The organism is Buttiauxella sp. AC142, assembly GCF_979253435.1.
In genome coordinates this window covers 2549927-2567032 of sequence record NZ_CEEDCH010000001.1, presented here as the reverse complement: position 1 = coordinate 2567032, position 17106 = coordinate 2549927, and the positions used below count along the sequence as shown (strand labels likewise).

The window sequence follows — 17106 nt, the reverse complement described above, 5'->3', positions numbered from 1 at the left end:
GAAATTTGATTTACGGAGTTTGTAATGACCCCATCTGAGTTGTCTGAGAAGCTCTGGGAGAGCGCCGAGCGTGTGGTTAAGTATCTGCTACCAAAAGGCCATCTTGAGAGCCGTGAGTGGGTTGTAGGCAGTGTAAACGGCGAAGCCGGGAAGAGCCTCAAGGTGAATCTGGCTGGAAAAAAGGTCTGGTCTGATTTTGCGAGTGGCGAAACGGGTGATTTGCTGGACCTCTGGGTGCTTGTCCGCAACTGCCAGTTACACGACGCCATGAGGGAAGCGAAGGAGCTTTTAGGTCTCAAGGATGACGATCATCACTTTCAGGCAAAGAAAAAAACCTTTTCGAAACCAACGCGGAAAGGCGTTAAAAAAGCGAGTCAGTGTTACGAGTATTTGTTAACCCGTGGCATTACCAAAGAGACTGCGGACCTTTTCCGTGTATCGGATGCAGTGATCTGGGATCCGGACGGGAAACAGGAATTACCTGCCATTGCTTACCCGTACATCCGCAACAATGAACTGCTCCAGGTAAAGCGAATTGGCATTGCGCGGCCAAACGGCAAAAAATTGATCATGGCTGAAGCTGACTGCGAACCATGCCTTTTCGGCTGGCAGGCACTGGATGCTAAAGTCCGATCGGTTGTGATTTGCGAAGGTGAAATCGACTGCATGACTTATACCCAGCTTGGCATCAATTCGCTGTCAGTGCCGTTCGGCGGCGGGAAAGGGGCTAAACAGCAGTGGATCGAGTACGAGTATCACAATCTGGACCGGTTCGATGAAATCTGGCTCAGCCTGGACAATGATGATGTGGGTCGTGAGGCAGCAAAAGAGATTGCCCGCCGCCTGGGTGAACATCGGTGCAGACTTGTAGAGCTTCCGCACAAAGACATTAACGAATGCCTGGGAGCAGGTATGAACGAAGACCGGGTGTTTGAGTGCCTGGAGCGGGCTAAGTTCTTTGACCCTGACGAACTCTGCTCAGCTGGCGATCTGCTTCAGGAAACCATTGAAGCCTTTGCCCATCGTGATGTTGGTCTTTTCAGCTCGCCGTGGAAATCGCTTAACCATAACTTTAAGTTCCGCGCCGGAGAGTTGACGCTCGTAAATGGGGTGAACGGTCACGGAAAAACAGAGCTGGTAGGGCACATCGCCATTGAAGCCATGAATCAGGGAATCAGAACCTGCATTGCTTCGCTCGAGCTAAAGCCCGGGAAAATGCTTGCCAGACTTACCCGTCAGACTATCTGCACAGCCTCGCCAGCTCATACCGAGATCGTCATGACCAATGAATGGTTTTCAGACCGTCTGTGGGTATTCAAGTTAACCGGAACGGCAAAGGCAGGACGCCTTCTGGAGATATTCGCTTATGCGCGTCGGCGTTATGGCATCGAATTATTCGTTATCGATAACCTGGCTAAATGTGGACTGGATGAAGAAGATTTTACCGGGCAAAAAAACTTCATCGACACTCTCTGTGACTTCAAAAACGAACACAACTGCCATGTGATCCTCGTTACTCATGCCCGTAAAACCAACAACGAGGGGGCGCCAACAGGAAAAATGGACGTCAAAGGCACGGGCGCGCTGACCGATATGCCAGATAACGTTATGTCGGTATGGCGCAACATTCCGCGCGAACTGGCTCAGAGAAAAGCAGACCAGCATGGTTATGAAAGTCTCGATAAAGACCAGCAAGCGGCTATTCAACTCCCGTCATCAATGATCCGGCTCCTCAAGCAGCGTGAGGGAGAAGGGTGGATTGGTGATATCGGGGCGACGTTTGATTCCCGATCGCACCAGTTCCTTGAAGGGAAAAACACTCCATTCAACTATCTCGCCGGAAAGCTTCAGAGTGAAGTGGATCTGGAGTGGGAAGCTAATAACGTGACGAGGGTCTAACAATGATTAACGAAACAATGAAAGAAGCCACAGAGCGTTATTTAGCCCTCAAGGAAGAGGTTCGTCAGCAGGAAAATATTGGCATTGATGATTTCGGCGGCGTGGACGACAAGCTGATTGAGGCGCTTAGTTTTGCAAAAGAGCAGGTGCGGCAGTGTATCTCACCTGACGAATATTTCAGCCTCAAAGAAAAAGCCAAACATCTCTCAAACGAGATCGGCGCGCTGATTATGGAAAACATGGTGCTGAAAAATGAGGTTCGTCGGCTGGGCGGTAATCCTGAAATGCTGGGGAATATTGATAGCGAGGGGACAGCATGAAACTTGAATCATCATTGAAGCATTTCAGCCCTCAAGGTTTGGCTATCACCGATTCATCCAAATCCACTTCACCGGACAGGATCACCGGTACTGATGTTATGGCTGCGCTCGGCACCACAGCTGCGAAAGCGAGGTTTGGTCTTTGGGCGTTCCTCGGTAAGAATGGCATCAGCGCAGGAGATGAGCAGAAAGCCGTACAGGAGCTGGCACGTATGGCGATGGACGATGCGCCAAAAAATGTGCGTAAGGCTGCGGGTGATCAGTTTGGCAAGTGCATGCTCATTCTGGCCCGATTTGCCTTTACTGAATATTCGCGCTCGGCGGCCAGTTCTTCAGACTGCCCACATTGCAAAGGTAAAGGGCTGGTGGATGTTCAGGAACAGGTGGTTCGTTACCCTGGCTATATCGGTGCAGATGGTGAAGAGAAAATCGCCCCTTGGGTAGAACCGCAGACGGTTAAAAAGCAATGCCAGCACTGTGACGGAAAAGGGACGTTATCGGCCCGCTGCCGATGCAAAGGGATCGGACGTGTGCTCGACCGCAAATCCACCAGTGAGCAGGGTGCTCCGGTATTTAAAGAATGTGAACGCTGTTCGGGAAAGGGGTTTGCAAGCATACCCTCAACAAACGTCCATAAAGCGATTCTGAGTCTTGTTCCGGATCTGCATGTCAGAACATGGACCCGTAACTGGAAACCCTTCTATGACGGTCTGGTGCAGGAATGCCACTGGGGAGAGGGAAAGGCAGAAATAGCATTCGAAAGAGCGACTAATTTTTGAAAGATGGCGGCATTATTTTGAATTTTAATGCTGAAAATATTGATTTTGTCCGAAGTTGTCGTGTATGCTTCGAATAGTGGGAAGTTGTTAATACCCGCCACTTATATGAAACCTCGCTTCGGCGGGGTTTTGTTTTTCCTGATACAAAGAAACATCTAGCAAAACTAACATAATTTACATGGTTGATTGGTCTGCCTATTATCCCTGCTTCGGCCCTTTAGCTCAGTTGGTTAGAGCGCGCGACTCATAATCGCTCGGTCGCTGGTTCAAGTCCAGCAAGGGCCACCAAACCGCCATTAGCTCAGTAGGTAGAGCAACTGACTTGTAATCAGTAGGTCACCAGTTCGATTCCGGTAATCGGCACCAAACACATTAAGCGGTGAATCCCCCTGTGCGGAGGGGCGTAAACAGTAGAGATGTTGCTTAAAAGTACGCGAGCTATGGAGGCTGTCCAAAAGCTCACCGGGAGGCACCCGGCACCGCGTTCCAGAAAAAGCTTTTCAGTCTGCGAAGATGGGTTAACCCGGAGTGACTGGAAAGCACATTCGCATGGGTATTGGCTTCAATGCATTTTGTGCGGGCTGTTCAAAATGCGAAGTTAGTACCCAGCCGAATGCAACGCCAAACCCGTCAAGTGCGGGTTTTTGTTTATCGAATATATACGCCCTCCTCACTAAACATAGAAACCCAATACCAGCGCATTTACTGCGCTGTCAGACGGAAATACTGTCGTTCATCTTGCTGTGCTGCCCAACCAGAGTTATCTGTATGCCATCAGAAATGGAAGGGGTAAAAGCCATGTTAAAACAGCAAGATATGACAGAAGTCGCAAAAGTTGTTTTCAATGAATTAAGCGAGAAGCCAACTACGGCTGGGGAGATTGCGCAGAATACGCACCTGACGCGCGAACGCTGCCAGTTAATACTGACGCAGTTGGTGATGGCGGGTTTATCAGATTACCAGTTTGGATGTTATAAGCGCCTCCAGTAACAGGAGGCTTCTGCTGTGAAATGGGCGGCTGGTGGATGTTGTAGCACTCACCAGCCATTCGCTCATGTCTAGAGGTCACAAGCGAACCCAGGGCCCACAGCTTTAGCGCTAAAGCAAGTTGAGCCTAACAAACGGACGCTTAAAGGTCTATGGCTTTTACTGTAAATAAATCCAGTATTACACTGGTGAATTCCGACTCACTCAAGTACATCAAAACCCTTCCTGATAACAGCATCGATCTGATATGCACTGATCCTCCCTACTTTAAGGTGAAGCCTCATGGTTGGGACAACCAGTGGCGGGGCGATGAAGATTATCTGCTCTGGCTTGATAGTTACCTGGTTGAGTTCTGCCGCGTTCTCAAGCCCGCCGGTTCGTTGTATATGTTTAGCGGTCACCGGCTGGCTGCTGATATTGAACTACTCGTTCGCAACCGTTTTAACATCCTCAACCACATCATCTGGGCTAAACCCAGTGGCCGCTGGAATGGGTGTCATAAAGAGGATCTGCGCAGCTATTTCCCGGCGACCGAGCGCGTGCTGTTTGCTGAGCATTACCCTGGCCCTTATCGCGGGAAGAGTGACGGTTACAGCGCGAGTTGCGATGACCTGCGTCGCCATATTATGACGCCGCTTATCGATTATTTTCGCAATGCGCGCGCCGAACTCGGGGTAACGGCTCAACAAATAGCTGAAGCCACGGGCAAGAAAAATATGGTGTCGCATTGGTTCGGTGCCAGCCAGTGGCAGTTGCCCAGCGAAGTAGACTATGCAAAGTTGCAGAAGCTGTTTGATGATATTGCCTGGGAAAGACGGCAACAGTCCGGCCTGGGCATAAATCGCCAGCAACTCAGCGAGAACTATCAGGCATTAAACAGGCAATATCTCGATCTGGCTGACGAGTTTAAACGACTGCGTCGACCGTTCACTGTAAGTGCAGCCGTGCCGTATACGGACGTATGGTGTTATAAGCCGGTGCAATTCTATCCGGGTAAGCACCCATGTGAGAAACCTGCCGACATGTTGCGTGACATCATCAACGCCAGCAGCAGGCCAGGTGATGTGGTGGCAGACTTCTTTATGGGTTCAGGTTCGACTGTTAAGGCAGCTCTTACGCTTGGTCGTAGAGCTATCGGTATTGAACTGGATCCAGAAAGGTTCGAACAAACGAAGGACGAAATCGAACAACGCGCTAAGTAGTTTTCTGCCGACTAATTGTTAACTGGCAAGGCGAGTTTTTGCATTTAAAACCTAAGTCTAACTACTTAATTCGCTGTCTTTGTGGTGGTTTTCGTTCATTTTCAGCACGCATAGCTAATAGCCACGTAATCGCACTGTATATTCTCCGCGCCACTGATTCCGCGCTCATTGATGAATGGTGGATTGGAACCACCTTGCGGGTCAGTCCGCGGATTATGAGTGCTATCAAGAATCTGCTGCAGCTTTTCCTTGATAGGTCGGCGCTCATACAGTCGTGGTGTGCGGACATCTACCTTTGATTTTTTTCCTGTCTTTTTATTGCGGAATGTTGAAATTCCACACTTGCATTATTAGCCCTGGCATCCGCCGGGGCTTTTTTATGCCCGTAAGCCGGACAAGGTAACAATATGATCGAAAAAGAGCCCGGCTTGCTTGGCTGGTTAACAGCGACTGGCGGTTGGTTGCTTAACCACCCCTATGCCAGTTGGGGAAGTCTGACGGCTTTCCTCGCTGCGTTATGGTCCGCCTTGAAAGACGGTAAAGGCTGGTGTGCATCAACATTCGCTGGAGTGCTGGCAATCGCAATCACATTAAGCGTTCTGGCTGTCATGCGTAAGACTGGCTTACACGAAGAGTGGATGCCACTGGTCGGAATGTTGGTCGGATTTATTGGTGCTGACCGGATCCGTGCTGCTGTTCTCGGTGCCTGGGATTCTCGTAAAAACAACCTGGTGAGAAAAGATGAATCAGAAAAGTGAAATCATTCCATTACTGAGGCAGGAAGAAGGCGTTCGATATACGCCTTACCTCGACAGCCTTGGTTATCCAACAACTGGTGTGGGCTTCAAGCTCGGCCCTCAGGGCGCGCCAGTTAGTCACTATACGTTCACACTCGATGACGACACGATCGACGCATGGCTTTACAGCTACGTTGATGCTACTCGTGAATCGATGTATTCGTATGACGACATCAATGATGCCACGGTGCATTGCAACCAACCGCGCATCGATATCCTGACATCAATGGCGTATCAGATGGGCTCCAGTGGCCTAAGTGGTTTCCACAACATGCTCAGCGCAATTGTTGCCGAAGACTGGGATGAGGCAGTAAACCAGATGCTCGACAGCACCTGGGCGAAGCAAACCCCCGACCGTGCTCAGCGTCATGCTGCTGTGATGCGTTCCGGACAGTGGCAGCCAACCTACAATTTCTAATCCGGGCATTCGTCCACGCATCTTCAGGAAATCTAAATGAAAAAAGTAATTATCGTCTTAACTGGCGTGACATTGGCGTGCTTGTTATCCGCGTGCACCAGTGACCAGCTCAAATCGGAACAAAAAGCCGAACGTGAAGCCATGAGCGCTAAACAAACCGCTGATCGCAAGGCAGAGCACGCCGAAGTCGCGTTGGCAACATCTACTGCAACAACGGCAGCAGCCGCTGCAAATCTGGCTGCTAAGAAACAAGAGCAGAAGCAAGCCGATGCAGACCTTCAGCAATTAATCTGCCCTGAATCGGATCCAGCACCGGCTCAATAATCACTACAGGGTGTCATTACGATGGCGCCCGAGAGTGACTATTGTGGAGTGTTATGCGATGAGCCGTAAAGAGCCAACCCCCTGCCCGCAAACCGTGAGGAAGCGAAGCTACTCCGACCTGTACAGGCGCGCCGGCAGGGCCACCAGCCCGGTAGCGGTCTGATTTTCCCAAGGTACTCCCGGCGGGGTGGCTGCTCCACGGGGGCGACTGACCGCGGGGAACGGCTAGTTTTTTGCATTTTATTGGCTTCATCATCATGTAGTTAATGTATTGATTTTGCTTGTTATTATATTTTAAGGATGTCGAAATGATTATTTTGTGTTCATCATCATGGATAACGAACTAAAGAATTTCCGCCTCAACATCAACCAGCTTGCGGCTATGACGGATCTGCACCGACAGACCATCGCCAGTAGGTTGTCAAACGTTCCTCTGGCGCCAGGCAGTAATCCGAAATTAAAACTCTATTCGGTTCTCGATCTTCTGGTCGTGCTGCTGAGCCGTACTGCTGACCCGGCACAGATAAAAGTTGATGAAATGTTGCCACCCGATCGCAAAGCGTGGTTTCAGTCTGAGCGCGAGCGGCTCAAGTTCGAGCAGGAGACGTCGCAGCTTATCCCTGCCAGTGAGGTAATGCGGGAATTTTCATCCATGGCAAAGGCCATGGTCCAGGTGCTGGAAACGCTGCCCGATATTCTGGAGCGCGACTGTGGTTTACAACCTTCCGCAGTATCCCGCGTTCAGTCTGTTATCGATGACCTGCGGGATCAGGTAGCGCAGCGGGTCTTTGATGCTGACATAGCTGATGAGGAGGATGATCCACAGGAGGTATAATGCTGAATCAGGCAACGGCCAGCAGGGCGAGGAAAAATATCGCCGGCATTATCCGGGCACCCCGGCGTATGCCGGTTGCTGATGCGGTCGCACAGTTCATGCGTGTGCCCATGGGCGCGGGCAACTCAGTCCCATGGGATCCGCTGGTGGCGCCCTACGTCATCGAGCCGATGAATTGTCTGACCTCCCGAGAATATGACGCGGTGATTTTTATAGGGCCAGCGCGTACGGGTAAAACTATCGGGTTAATTGACGGATGGGTGGTTTACAACATTATCTGTGACCCGGCCGACATGCTGATTATCCAGATGACGGAAGAGAAAGCGCGTGAACACTCGAAGAAACGCCTGGCCCGAACGTTTCGATCAAGTCCCGAGGTGGTTAAGCGACTCAGCCCTAACCGTAACGACAACAACGTATACGACCGGACCTTCCTCGCGGGCAACTACCTGAAAATTGGTTGGCCGTCCGTCAACATCATGTCGTCGTCAGATTATAAGTGCGTGGCGCTGACTGATTATGATCGCTTCCCCGAGAATATTGACGGAGAGGGCGATGCATTTTCTCTGGCTTCAAAGCGTACAACAACTTTTATGTCGTCCGGTATGACGCTGGTGGAGAGCTCTCCCGGACGTGATGTTGTTGATGTCAAATGGCGACGTCGCACGCCGCATGAAGCCCCGCCTGCTACCGGGATCCTTTCACTGTACAACCGTGGTGACCGCCGACGCTGGTACTGGCCATGCCCGCACTGCGATGAATACTTCCAGCCCATTGGCGATACCGTTGCTGGCTATCATGATCTCCATGATCCGGTGCTGGCGAGCGAGGCTGCATATGTCCAGTGTCCGTACTGTGCCGGGAAGATCAACCCGGAGCAAAAGCGTGAGCTCAACGGTCTTGGCGTCTGGTTACGTGATGGCGAGACTATCGATGCGGGTGGCAAGCGTGGTGGAGAGCCGCGACGCTCTCGAATTGCATCATTCTGGATGGAAGGACCCGCAGCGGCCTATCAGACCCTCTCCCAGCTTGTCTATAAACGCCTGACCGCAGAGCAGGATTACGAGGCGACAGGCAGCGAAGAAACCCTGAAAACCGTCATTAATACCGACTGGGGGCAACCCTACCTGCCACGTTCGGCAATGGACCAGCGGCAAAGCGATGAACTGATGGCGCGCGCCGAAGATTATGGCAAGCGCCTGGTACCGCCAGAAGTGCGCTTTATCGTGGCCACCGTGGATGTGCAGGGCGGGAAAAAGCGACGTTTCGTTGTGCAGATGATTGGTTATGGCCAGCACGGTGAGCGCTGGCTGATTGACCGTTACAACATTAAAACGTCGCTGCGATGTGATGCCCATGGCGAGGCGTTGCCCGTAGATCCGGGTGGCTATCCCGAAGACTGGGATCTGCTTATCTCCGATGTTCTTGAGAAAGAGTACGCGCTGGAAACCGATCCAAGCCGCACCTTGCCGGTGTTATGCATGGCGGTGGATAGTGGCGGCGAAGATGGCGTGACGGATAACGCCTACAAGTTCTGGCGCCGCTGCAGGCGTAACGGTGATGGAAAGCGTGTGTATCTCTTTAAGGGCGACAGCTCAACCCGGGCAAAACTCATCACCCGCACCTACCCGGACAACACCAACCGAAGCGACCGCAAAGCGGGTGCGCGCGGCGATGTGCCTCTTTATCTGTTACAGACGGACAAGCTCAAAGACAGCATTCACAACAACCTGAAGCGAGAGACCGCCGGGCCGGGATTCATCCATTTTCCCGACTGGATCGGGGAGTGGTTTTATGACGAGCTGACCTACGAGGTGCGAGCAACCGACGGCAAATGGCGTAAGCCCGGCAACGGCGCGAATGAGGCGCTGGATCTGTTTTGCTACGGTCATGCGCTGGCGGTTCTGCGGGGATATGAGCGAATCAAAGACTGGAGTAAACCGCCATCCTGGGCAATGTCTCAGCATTTATCCGCTGCTCCTGGCGGCCCCGCAAAAACGAAGCCGCCAGAAAAAGCCGGACGGCAGCCGGTGAATCAGGTTTCGAGCGGCCAATTAAAGAAAGGAAAAAGGATGCAGGTGACTAAGTGAACATTGCAGAAGTAAAAGCCATGCGTGACAAGGTGCTTAAGGCCTATACCGACGCTCTTGATGCTGAAAGCATGGGGATGAACGGTCGTAACCTGACGCGCCAGAGCCTGGATTCGCTAAAAACCCAGTACGAATACTGGGATCGTAAATATCGACAGGCTCTCGGAAAAGCGAAGCCTTATTCGCTGGTTAATTTTACGGGGCGCAAATGAACCTGATCACCAAAGCAGTATCCCTTTTTTCTCCGGGCTGGGCCGCACGCAGGTTGCGCGCCGAGATACAGGTTCAGGCGTATGAAGCCGCGAGGCCAACACGGACGCACGCTGCACGACGTGAGAGCCGAAGTGCTAATACCGCCATCTTTGCTGCCGGCGCATCTATCCGCGAGCAGGCGCGATGGCTGGATGAAAACCACGATATAGCCATCGGGATCCTCGACAAGCTGGAAGAGCGGGTTGTTGGTGCGCGCGGGATTCAGATAGAGCCGCAGCCACTGAGTGCTGACGGGAAGATTCACGAGCAATTCGCCGCGCTAATATCTGCTGCCTGGGAGCGGTGGGCGGAATCACCTGAAGTCACTGGAAGCTTCAGCCTGGCAGAAGCGGAGCGCCTAATGCTGCGTTCTGCTGTCCGGGATGGCGAGGTGTTCACGCAGCTGATCCGCGGCCCGGTGAAAGGCGTCAGTTACAACAGCAATGTGCAGTTTTCTTTTGAAATGCTCGAAGCTGATTTCGTCCCTCTCAATCTAACGGGTGCCAACGAAGGCTTTAACACCATCCAGGGCGTTAATGTAAATGCCTGGGGTCGGGCGCTGTCCTACAACGTTTATAAGTTTCATCCTCAGAGCGGTCTGGGCGCGAGTCAGACCAAAATCATCCCGGCTGAACGCATGCTGCATCTCGCCATGCGAAAGCGCCTGCACCAGGTGCGCGGAATGTCCATTTTTGCGGGAGTTCTGCAGCGTCTTTCCGATGTGAAAGAGTACGAAGATTCGGAGCGTATCGCTGCGCGGATAGCGGCTTCGCTCGGGTTTTTTATTAAGCGTGGTGATGGTTCGGTTTATGCGGATGATGCCAGCGACTGGCAGAAACCCGACAAAGAAAATCGCGATTTTGAAATGTCAGCGGGCATGATTTATGACGGGCTGGCCCCAGGCGAAGAGCTTGAAATGCTGGAGTCAAACCGACCGAACACCAACATGCTTGGGTTTCGAAGCGGTCAGCTACGTGCAGCTGCAGCAGGAACGCGTACGGGTTATTCATCGATTGCTCGTGATTACAACGGCACCTACAGCGCCCAGCGACAAGAGCTGGTGGAAAGCTTCGAGGGGTATGGCGTCCTGCAGGAGTGGTTTGTTTCACGAACAGCCCGCCCTCTGTACCGCGAATGGCTGAAAATGTTCCTGCTCAGCGGCGTTGAAATCCCGTCCGATATTGATCCTGATTCGCTCTACAACGCGACCTATATGGCTCCGGTTATGCCATGGATTGATCCGGTAAAAGAAGGCGACGCCTGGAAAACCCAGATCCGCGGCGGCGCAGCCACCGAGGCCGAGTGGGTCAGGGCGCGTGGACTTAGCCCGCGACAGGTTAAATCACAACGTATGCGGGAGATTGATTTCAACCGCGATCACGATCTGGTGTTCGACACCGACCCCGCTAATGACAAAGGAAGCACTCCGAATGAGCAAGCGACAAACAATGCTGGTGGCACCGCAAGCCAGCGGCCAGATCCAGGCGATGAATAATCACTGGTACGAAATCCGGGCGGCGGCTAACAGTTCTCCGGGTGAAATTCACATTTACGATCAGATTGGCGGTTGGGGTATCTCAGCCAGCCGTTTTCTCAGAGAGGTCAGCGAAGCTGGCCTTTTTAATGCCTCGCAGGTGGATATCCGTATTCATTCACCGGGTGGCAGCACCCTGGATGGCTTTGCCATTTTCAACACTTTAAAGCGCTTGTCCGGTTCGGTGAGCGTATACGTCGACGGCATCGCGGCATCCATGGCGTCGGTCATCGCCATGCTGCCCGGTGCGACGGTCCACATCCCATCAAACGCCTTCATTATGATCCATAACCCATGGGGCGGAGCGATGGGGGAGGCGTCAGACCTGCGGGATTATGCAGATCTTCTGGATAAGAACGCCAAAAACATGCTCGACGCGTATGCCGAAAAAACAGGCCTGCCGCGCGAGGAACTGGAGACCATGATGAGCGAGGAAACCTGGATGACGGGTGCCGAAGCTGTTGAAAAGGGTTTCGCCGATGTGTTGCTACCAGAAATGGCGATGGCGGCATGTATCAACGATAACGTGACAAAGGAGTTTTCAAAAATGCCAAAGGCAGCACAAACATGGTTCGCACCACGCGCAACGGGTAGTCAGCAACAACAGCAACCTCAGACGCCGACGACTCCTGCGCAGATTGATATGACTGCACTGGCCCAGCAGATGCAGCAGCAAATGCAGGCGCGCGAGACAGAGCGTCGCACTGCAATATCAGGGGTATTTTCTGCATTTGCTAATCATCCCGGCATTTCAGAACTTCAGGCTGCATGTATTACCGATCAGTTCTGCGACGCTGGCGCTGCGCAGCAAAAGCTGCTGGCGAAGCTTGCAGAGGATACGACGTCCATTTCAGGCAGTTATGCGCATATCCATGCAGGCAACGGCAATATTGTTGGGGATTCTGTCCGTAACGTGATTATGACGCGTGCTGGCTACGGCGAACGCCAGACGGACAACCAGTTCAATGGCATGTCTCTTATGGAGCTGGCTCGTGCATCGCTTTCTCACCGAAATATTGGTGTTGCCAGCCTCGATCGTATGGGCATCGTGGGCATGGCCTTTACCCACAGCAGCAGCGATTTTGCTTATATTCTGATGGATGTGGCGAACAAGTCAGCGCTGGCGGGCTGGGATGATGCCGATGAAACGTTTGATATCTGGACACGCACGGGTGAACTTCCCGACTTTAAGCCAGGGCATCGCGTAGGGATGGAAGCCTTCCCGAGTCTGCGCCAGGTGCGTGCTGGTGCGGAATATAAATATGCCACGCTGAGTGATACTGGCGCATCGATCGCGCTGGCCACTTACGGGGAACTGTTCAGCATCGATCGCCAGGCCATTATTAATGATGACATGAGCTTTATTACCCGCATCCCGCAGTCTATGGGGCGCGCGGCAAAGGCAACGGTCGGGGATCTGGTTTATGCGGTGTTAACCGGGAATCCTGAATTTAACGGGTCGTCACTTTTCAGTGCCGAACGTGACAACCTGGTGGACGGTGAGTTATCTGTCGACACCCTGGCTGATGCCCGCTCACAGATGAAACGTCAGAAATCTGGCACGCGCACGCTCAATATCTCCCCCGCGTTCTTACTGGTGCCAACGCTCCAGGAGGCTTATGCCGATCAGATTATCCACTCGACATCAGTACCGGGTGCGGATGCTAACTCTGGCATTAAAAACCCAGTACTGAACATGGCTACGATTGTTGCGGAGCCGCGCCTTGATGATGCAGACGAAGATGCCTGGTATCTGACTGCTGCCAAAGGGCGAGACACCATTGAGGTGGCTTACCTTGACGGTAACGCCGCGCCAACAGTTGAAAGCACCTCCGGATTCACTGTTGATGGAGTGACCATGAAAGTGCGCATCGATGCGGGTGTGGCACCGATGGATTATCGCGGTCTGCTGAAATCAACGGGCAAATAACCAGCGGGGCTTCGGCCCCCTTTTGTGAGAACAATCATGGCTAAAAACTATTACGAAGACGGCAAGACAATGGACTGGTCCAACAGTACCGGCACGAATTATAAATCGGGCGATCCGGTTCCCGTGGGGGCGGTGACGGGGGTGGCGCACGACGATATTCCTGATGGATCGGACGGCGTCCTGCACATGTGTGGCGTCTGGGTGCTACCGAAAAACGGTGCAGATACATGGGATCGTGGCGAGAAGCTGTACCTAATTCCCGCATCAGGTCTGGTAACAAACGCATCTGATGATGGTGCTGGTGGTGATCCGTACCCGGTTGCGGGTATTGCCTGGGTTTCAATCAATCCTGCCGATACTGAGTGCCGGGTTCGTCTGGAATACTGATATGGATTTTAATTCGCTGATGGCTTCGGCGGATGATGTCCTGATCTCCACCTTCAATATTGAGGGTGGAGTAACCCTCTGGCCGGGTGAGCCACGGGAAGTGCAGATAGAGGCGATTTTTGATAATGATTTCGCCCGAACGGACATACCGGACGGCGGGAAAATTATGGGTAGCGATCCCTCTTTCACCGCGCATGACAGAGACATCATCGGTCTGAAAAAAAACGATGCTTTGTTGATATCGGGCAGCCTCTGGTATGCGAAAGAGCCACAACCGGACGGTACCGGGATCACGCGCGTATTCCTTTCAAAGTATCAAAAATCCTCTTTTGATAGACCCGGGAGTCGCCTGTGAGTGGATTCACTATCGATATTGCTCAGCTGCGCGCGGTGCAGGCAGCGGTTGGGGCAACAGAGTCACAGTTTATTGCTGCTTACCATAAGGCGCTGAAACAAACTACGGCCCGGTTATATAAAGCATCCACCGCGCTGATGATCAACACCGTGGGCGCAAAAGGAAAGCAGATAACGCAACGTCGCGTGCGGGCTTTTGTTTCAAAGGTGTCACGGGATAAGCCGGGTGGTGGCAAAATCTGGTTTGGCCTGAACGACATGCCCGTAAGTACCCTGAAGGGTTCAATGCGTAATCCTCGTAAAGTTAAACGCCGTCGTGACGAAAAAGGTCGTTTTGTAAAATCAAAGGGTGCGCGTGGGGCGACGTTTATCCCTAAGTCCTCATCACTTTCACCATCTTCTTTCCCCAACTCGTTTGTCGCCACCGTGAAGGGCAAGAGGTCGATTTATATTCGCCAGGCAAATGGATTTTTGACAGAGGCGCGGGAGCCAGTTTACGACCCGATGGTTGGTGCTATAGGCGGGGATATTTTTCCGCAAGCCGGCGAGATGTTGCTGGACTATTTTACCAAAGATATTAATGGGCGCGTGGCGGGGAATGTTCATCTGAATAGTAAAGGAAAACGGGCATGAATGGCATTTTCTGGCTGGATGAGTATCAGGATGCTGTATTTGCAGAGCTCAAAAAAATTCCCTGGGCCAAAACGACAGGCATTTATCCGGAATTGCCAGACGGTTTTCCCACTCCGGCAGTCTTCTTTGATGTGTCCGGCTGGGAGCGTTCTGGCAGTGAGATAGGGGGCAATGTCACGCTCGAGCTTACCTGCAATCTTTATATTCTTCGTAGTTTTGTGTCAGCGGGTGGACAGGATGAGGAAGAGCGTGGCGTAACTGAAACACAGGTCCGCAACGCAGCTCTAAAGATGTCCGACTGGATCCATGGTCGTCAGTTCGGTAACGGGAGCGCGCCTGCTGCTCTGGTATCTGCTGAACCCATGGTGTGGGAAAAAGGTGAATCGGCGCCGGAGCATGCCATCTGGGGTGTCACTTTCACCCAGAGGTTGCCTGTGGGTGCCGACCCGTTTGAGGAGCCTGACGCACCTGTGCTGAAAGAGTTCTGGCTGGGGATCTTCCCTGATGTGGGACCAGAACACGCCGACGACTATATCCTCGTTGCAAAATCGGAGGAGAGTTAATGGCTGTTTATCGTGGTTGCCGGCTGTTTATGAACAGCTTCGAAATTGCCGATTCAGTGACGTATTCCCCGCCCGAAATATCTATCGAGCGGGCCTGGTTCAAAGCTGGCGGAATGAATGCACCCATCCCCATCGACCGGGGGACGAAGGCGATGACGGCGTCTTATAAAGTTCAGGGTCCGACTGCCGCGTCGTTTCTGTTTTTGGGCATCATCCCCGGCGTGACTGCACGTCTGACCGTTCGTCGTGCCTACCGTGGGATTGAAGGTGTCGATTATCTGGAAGAAGAAATCGAAGGGTTTATCGATACCATCCACGCCGACGAGCATGGAAACGACAATAAAATCGATGTTGGCCATACGATGACGCTATCGGTCAACTACTACAAAATCTCGGCAAACGGGATTATTCCCCTGCTGGAAATTAACCCGATCCTCGGTCTGCGCAAGGTTTGCGGGATAAATGTCCTGGGCATACCAGCCAACTTTATGAGCCTCATCTTATGAATATTGATCCGCTGGCGCTGATAGGCGCGAATATTCGCGAGCAGACGGAGAATTATCTCGATCAGCTCCCGCCGCTCATGATGTGGGGTGACTTCATTTTCCAGCTGAGCACGCTGGCTTACAGCAAACTGACGGTTCAGGACTCCTGGAACTGGGTGGCGCAAGGGCGGTTCGGCAAGCGAGAGAAGCTCCAGTACACCGGCAAAAAATCGCCGACCATTAAATTCGATTGTGAGCTCTATTCTGAGCTCGTTAACTCTTCTTTGTTGACTCGCGGCTTGCAGCGTTACGGATTGCTGCAGGACGTGACTGTCGACCCTGTCGAGCATCTTCGGCTGCAGGGCGACTTGAAAGCGCCCTGCATGCTCGTTACTGGCGCGGGAAAAGTGATGGGCTTTTGGGTCCTCACGGGTCTGGATCAGACGATTGATGAGTTCAAACCGAACAGTCACGCTAAACACCAGACAATCAGTCTTTCCATGCAGTTTTATGGCCCTCGCCTTAACGAAAGTGATGCCGTTCCTGAGTTTTCCTCGCTCGGCTTTACGAGCAAAGAGAGCAAGATGCAGGACGCCATGAAACAGATGAACGACTTCCTGGAGGAACACGGTGTCGGCTGATTATACCCTCGCGGACTTATCCCGCCGCGTCTCTCAGATGCTGAGGCGTGGAACCATTCACAGTGTGCAGGCAACGCCGCCGCGCTGCCGTGTTTCGTTCGGCACCGACCCATTAAGCGGGGACGAGCATAAAACAGACTGGCTGCTCTGGTTCGCGCATGCAGATAGCGAAAGACAGGACTGGAGTATGCCTGCCGTGGGCGCGCCCGCGCTGGTGCTGAGCGTGGGGGGAGAGACTACCGGCGGGATAGTATTCTCCGGCCTGCTGACTGACGACCAGACGCCGCCGTCAGACAATCCAAACCAACACGTTACTAAATATAGTGATGGCGCAACGGTGATGTATGACAGCAGCGCACATCAGGCGACAGTAACGCTCCCCGATGGCGGAAAAGTAACGGTCGTAGCCGCGGGTGGCATACTGCTGCAGGGCGATACGACGGTCGACGGCAACTTTACAGTCACTGGTGATTCGAAGGTCGATGGTAATTCTAAGGTCGATGGAAAGTCGGACGTCGACGGCGACATTATCGCGGGTGGTGATATCAAGGACAAAGGCGGCGCGTCTGGCTCGGTGCAGCAAATCCGCGAAACCTTCAACGAACACGAACATCCAGAAAATGGCGACGGTGGAGGCACGACAAGCCCACCAAACCAGAAAATGAACTGACCCGCT

Annotated in this window: 20 protein-coding genes and 2 tRNA genes; all 22 read left to right on the top strand. The window is 52.7% G+C overall.

What is annotated here, in order from left to right:
• Positions 1-24: 24 nt before the first annotated feature.
• On the top strand, positions 25-1899 hold the full coding sequence (locus tag AC0IWZ_RS11890) for a toprim domain-containing protein (protein WP_471677247.1): 1875 nt from the start codon (positions 25-27) through the stop codon (positions 1897-1899).
• Between the two features lie 2 nt (positions 1900-1901).
• Positions 1902-2219, top strand: a complete 318-nt coding sequence (locus AC0IWZ_RS11885; protein WP_471677248.1) for a hypothetical protein — start codon at positions 1902-1904, stop codon at positions 2217-2219.
• Positions 2216-2998, top strand: coding sequence for an antitermination protein (locus AC0IWZ_RS11880; RefSeq protein WP_471677249.1), 783 nt, complete (start codon positions 2216-2218; stop codon positions 2996-2998). Before AC0IWZ_RS11885 ends, AC0IWZ_RS11880 begins: the two co-directional genes overlap by 4 nt.
• A 211-nt stretch (positions 2999-3209) precedes the next feature.
• Positions 3210-3286 (top strand) — tRNA-Ile (locus AC0IWZ_RS11875).
• 4 nt (positions 3287-3290) lie between these two features.
• Positions 3291-3364: transfer RNA gene (locus AC0IWZ_RS11870), tRNA-Thr, on the top strand.
• A gap of 432 nt (positions 3365-3796) precedes the next feature.
• On the top strand, positions 3797-3988 hold the full coding sequence (locus AC0IWZ_RS11865) for a TrmB family transcriptional regulator (protein WP_471679057.1): 192 nt from the start codon (positions 3797-3799) through the stop codon (positions 3986-3988).
• A 149-nt stretch (positions 3989-4137) separates the two neighbouring features.
• A complete protein-coding gene (locus tag AC0IWZ_RS11860) occupies positions 4138-5187 on the top strand; it encodes a DNA-methyltransferase (RefSeq protein WP_471677250.1) in 1050 nt (349 codons plus the stop codon).
• Positions 5188-5594: 407 nt separating this feature from the next.
• Positions 5595-5945, top strand: a complete 351-nt coding sequence (locus AC0IWZ_RS11855) for a phage holin family protein (RefSeq protein ID WP_471677251.1) — start codon at positions 5595-5597, stop codon at positions 5943-5945.
• Complete coding sequence (locus AC0IWZ_RS11850; RefSeq protein WP_471677252.1) at positions 5929-6402, top strand: glycoside hydrolase family protein; 474 nt, start codon at positions 5929-5931, stop codon at positions 6400-6402. Before AC0IWZ_RS11855 ends, AC0IWZ_RS11850 begins: the two co-directional genes overlap by 17 nt.
• A gap of 36 nt (positions 6403-6438) precedes the next feature.
• Positions 6439-6726, top strand: coding sequence for a hypothetical protein (locus tag AC0IWZ_RS11845; protein WP_471677253.1), 288 nt, complete (start codon positions 6439-6441; stop codon positions 6724-6726).
• A gap of 331 nt (positions 6727-7057) precedes the next feature.
• Positions 7058-7561 carry a DUF1441 family protein gene (locus tag AC0IWZ_RS11840; RefSeq protein WP_115628044.1) on the top strand — a complete coding sequence of 168 codons (504 nt, stop codon included), beginning with the start codon at positions 7058-7060 and terminating at the stop codon, positions 7559-7561.
• Entirely contained in the window at positions 7561-9651 is a 2091-nt protein-coding gene (locus tag AC0IWZ_RS11835) for a phage terminase large subunit family protein (RefSeq protein ID WP_115628045.1), read from the top strand. The genes AC0IWZ_RS11840 and AC0IWZ_RS11835 overlap by 1 nt, the downstream gene beginning before the upstream one ends.
• A complete protein-coding gene (locus AC0IWZ_RS11830; protein WP_115628046.1) occupies positions 9648-9863 on the top strand; it encodes a hypothetical protein in 216 nt (71 codons plus the stop codon). Before AC0IWZ_RS11835 ends, AC0IWZ_RS11830 begins: the two co-directional genes overlap by 4 nt.
• Positions 9860-11398 (top strand): phage portal protein, encoded by a 1539-nt coding sequence (locus AC0IWZ_RS11825; RefSeq protein WP_471677254.1) that lies wholly within the window; start codon positions 9860-9862, stop codon positions 11396-11398. The genes AC0IWZ_RS11830 and AC0IWZ_RS11825 overlap by 4 nt, the downstream gene beginning before the upstream one ends.
• Complete coding sequence (locus tag AC0IWZ_RS11820) at positions 11334-13367, top strand: ClpP-like prohead protease/major capsid protein fusion protein (protein WP_256682652.1); 2034 nt, start codon at positions 11334-11336, stop codon at positions 13365-13367. The genes AC0IWZ_RS11825 and AC0IWZ_RS11820 overlap by 65 nt, the downstream gene beginning before the upstream one ends.
• Before the next feature lie 36 nt (positions 13368-13403).
• Positions 13404-13754 (top strand): DUF2190 family protein, encoded by a 351-nt coding sequence (locus AC0IWZ_RS11815; RefSeq protein ID WP_115628049.1) that lies wholly within the window; start codon positions 13404-13406, stop codon positions 13752-13754.
• Position 13755: 1 nt separating this feature from the next.
• Positions 13756-14109 carry a head-tail joining protein gene (locus AC0IWZ_RS11810; protein WP_172588665.1) on the top strand — a complete coding sequence of 118 codons (354 nt, stop codon included), beginning with the start codon at positions 13756-13758 and terminating at the stop codon, positions 14107-14109.
• A complete protein-coding gene (locus AC0IWZ_RS11805; RefSeq protein ID WP_115628051.1) occupies positions 14106-14741 on the top strand; it encodes a hypothetical protein in 636 nt (211 codons plus the stop codon). Before AC0IWZ_RS11810 ends, AC0IWZ_RS11805 begins: the two co-directional genes overlap by 4 nt.
• Complete coding sequence (locus AC0IWZ_RS11800) at positions 14738-15304, top strand: hypothetical protein (protein ID WP_115628052.1); 567 nt, start codon at positions 14738-14740, stop codon at positions 15302-15304. The genes AC0IWZ_RS11805 and AC0IWZ_RS11800 overlap by 4 nt, the downstream gene beginning before the upstream one ends.
• Positions 15304-15810 (top strand): phage major tail tube protein, encoded by a 507-nt coding sequence (locus AC0IWZ_RS11795; protein ID WP_115628053.1) that lies wholly within the window; start codon positions 15304-15306, stop codon positions 15808-15810. The genes AC0IWZ_RS11800 and AC0IWZ_RS11795 overlap by 1 nt, the downstream gene beginning before the upstream one ends.
• Positions 15807-16430, top strand: coding sequence for a phage tail protein (locus AC0IWZ_RS11790; RefSeq protein ID WP_471677255.1), 624 nt, complete (start codon positions 15807-15809; stop codon positions 16428-16430). The genes AC0IWZ_RS11795 and AC0IWZ_RS11790 overlap by 4 nt, the downstream gene beginning before the upstream one ends.
• Positions 16420-17100: a phage baseplate assembly protein V gene (locus AC0IWZ_RS11785; protein ID WP_471677256.1), complete on the top strand. Its 681-nt coding sequence runs from the start codon at positions 16420-16422 to the stop codon at positions 17098-17100. The genes AC0IWZ_RS11790 and AC0IWZ_RS11785 overlap by 11 nt, the downstream gene beginning before the upstream one ends.
• Positions 17101-17106 lie beyond the last annotated feature (6 nt).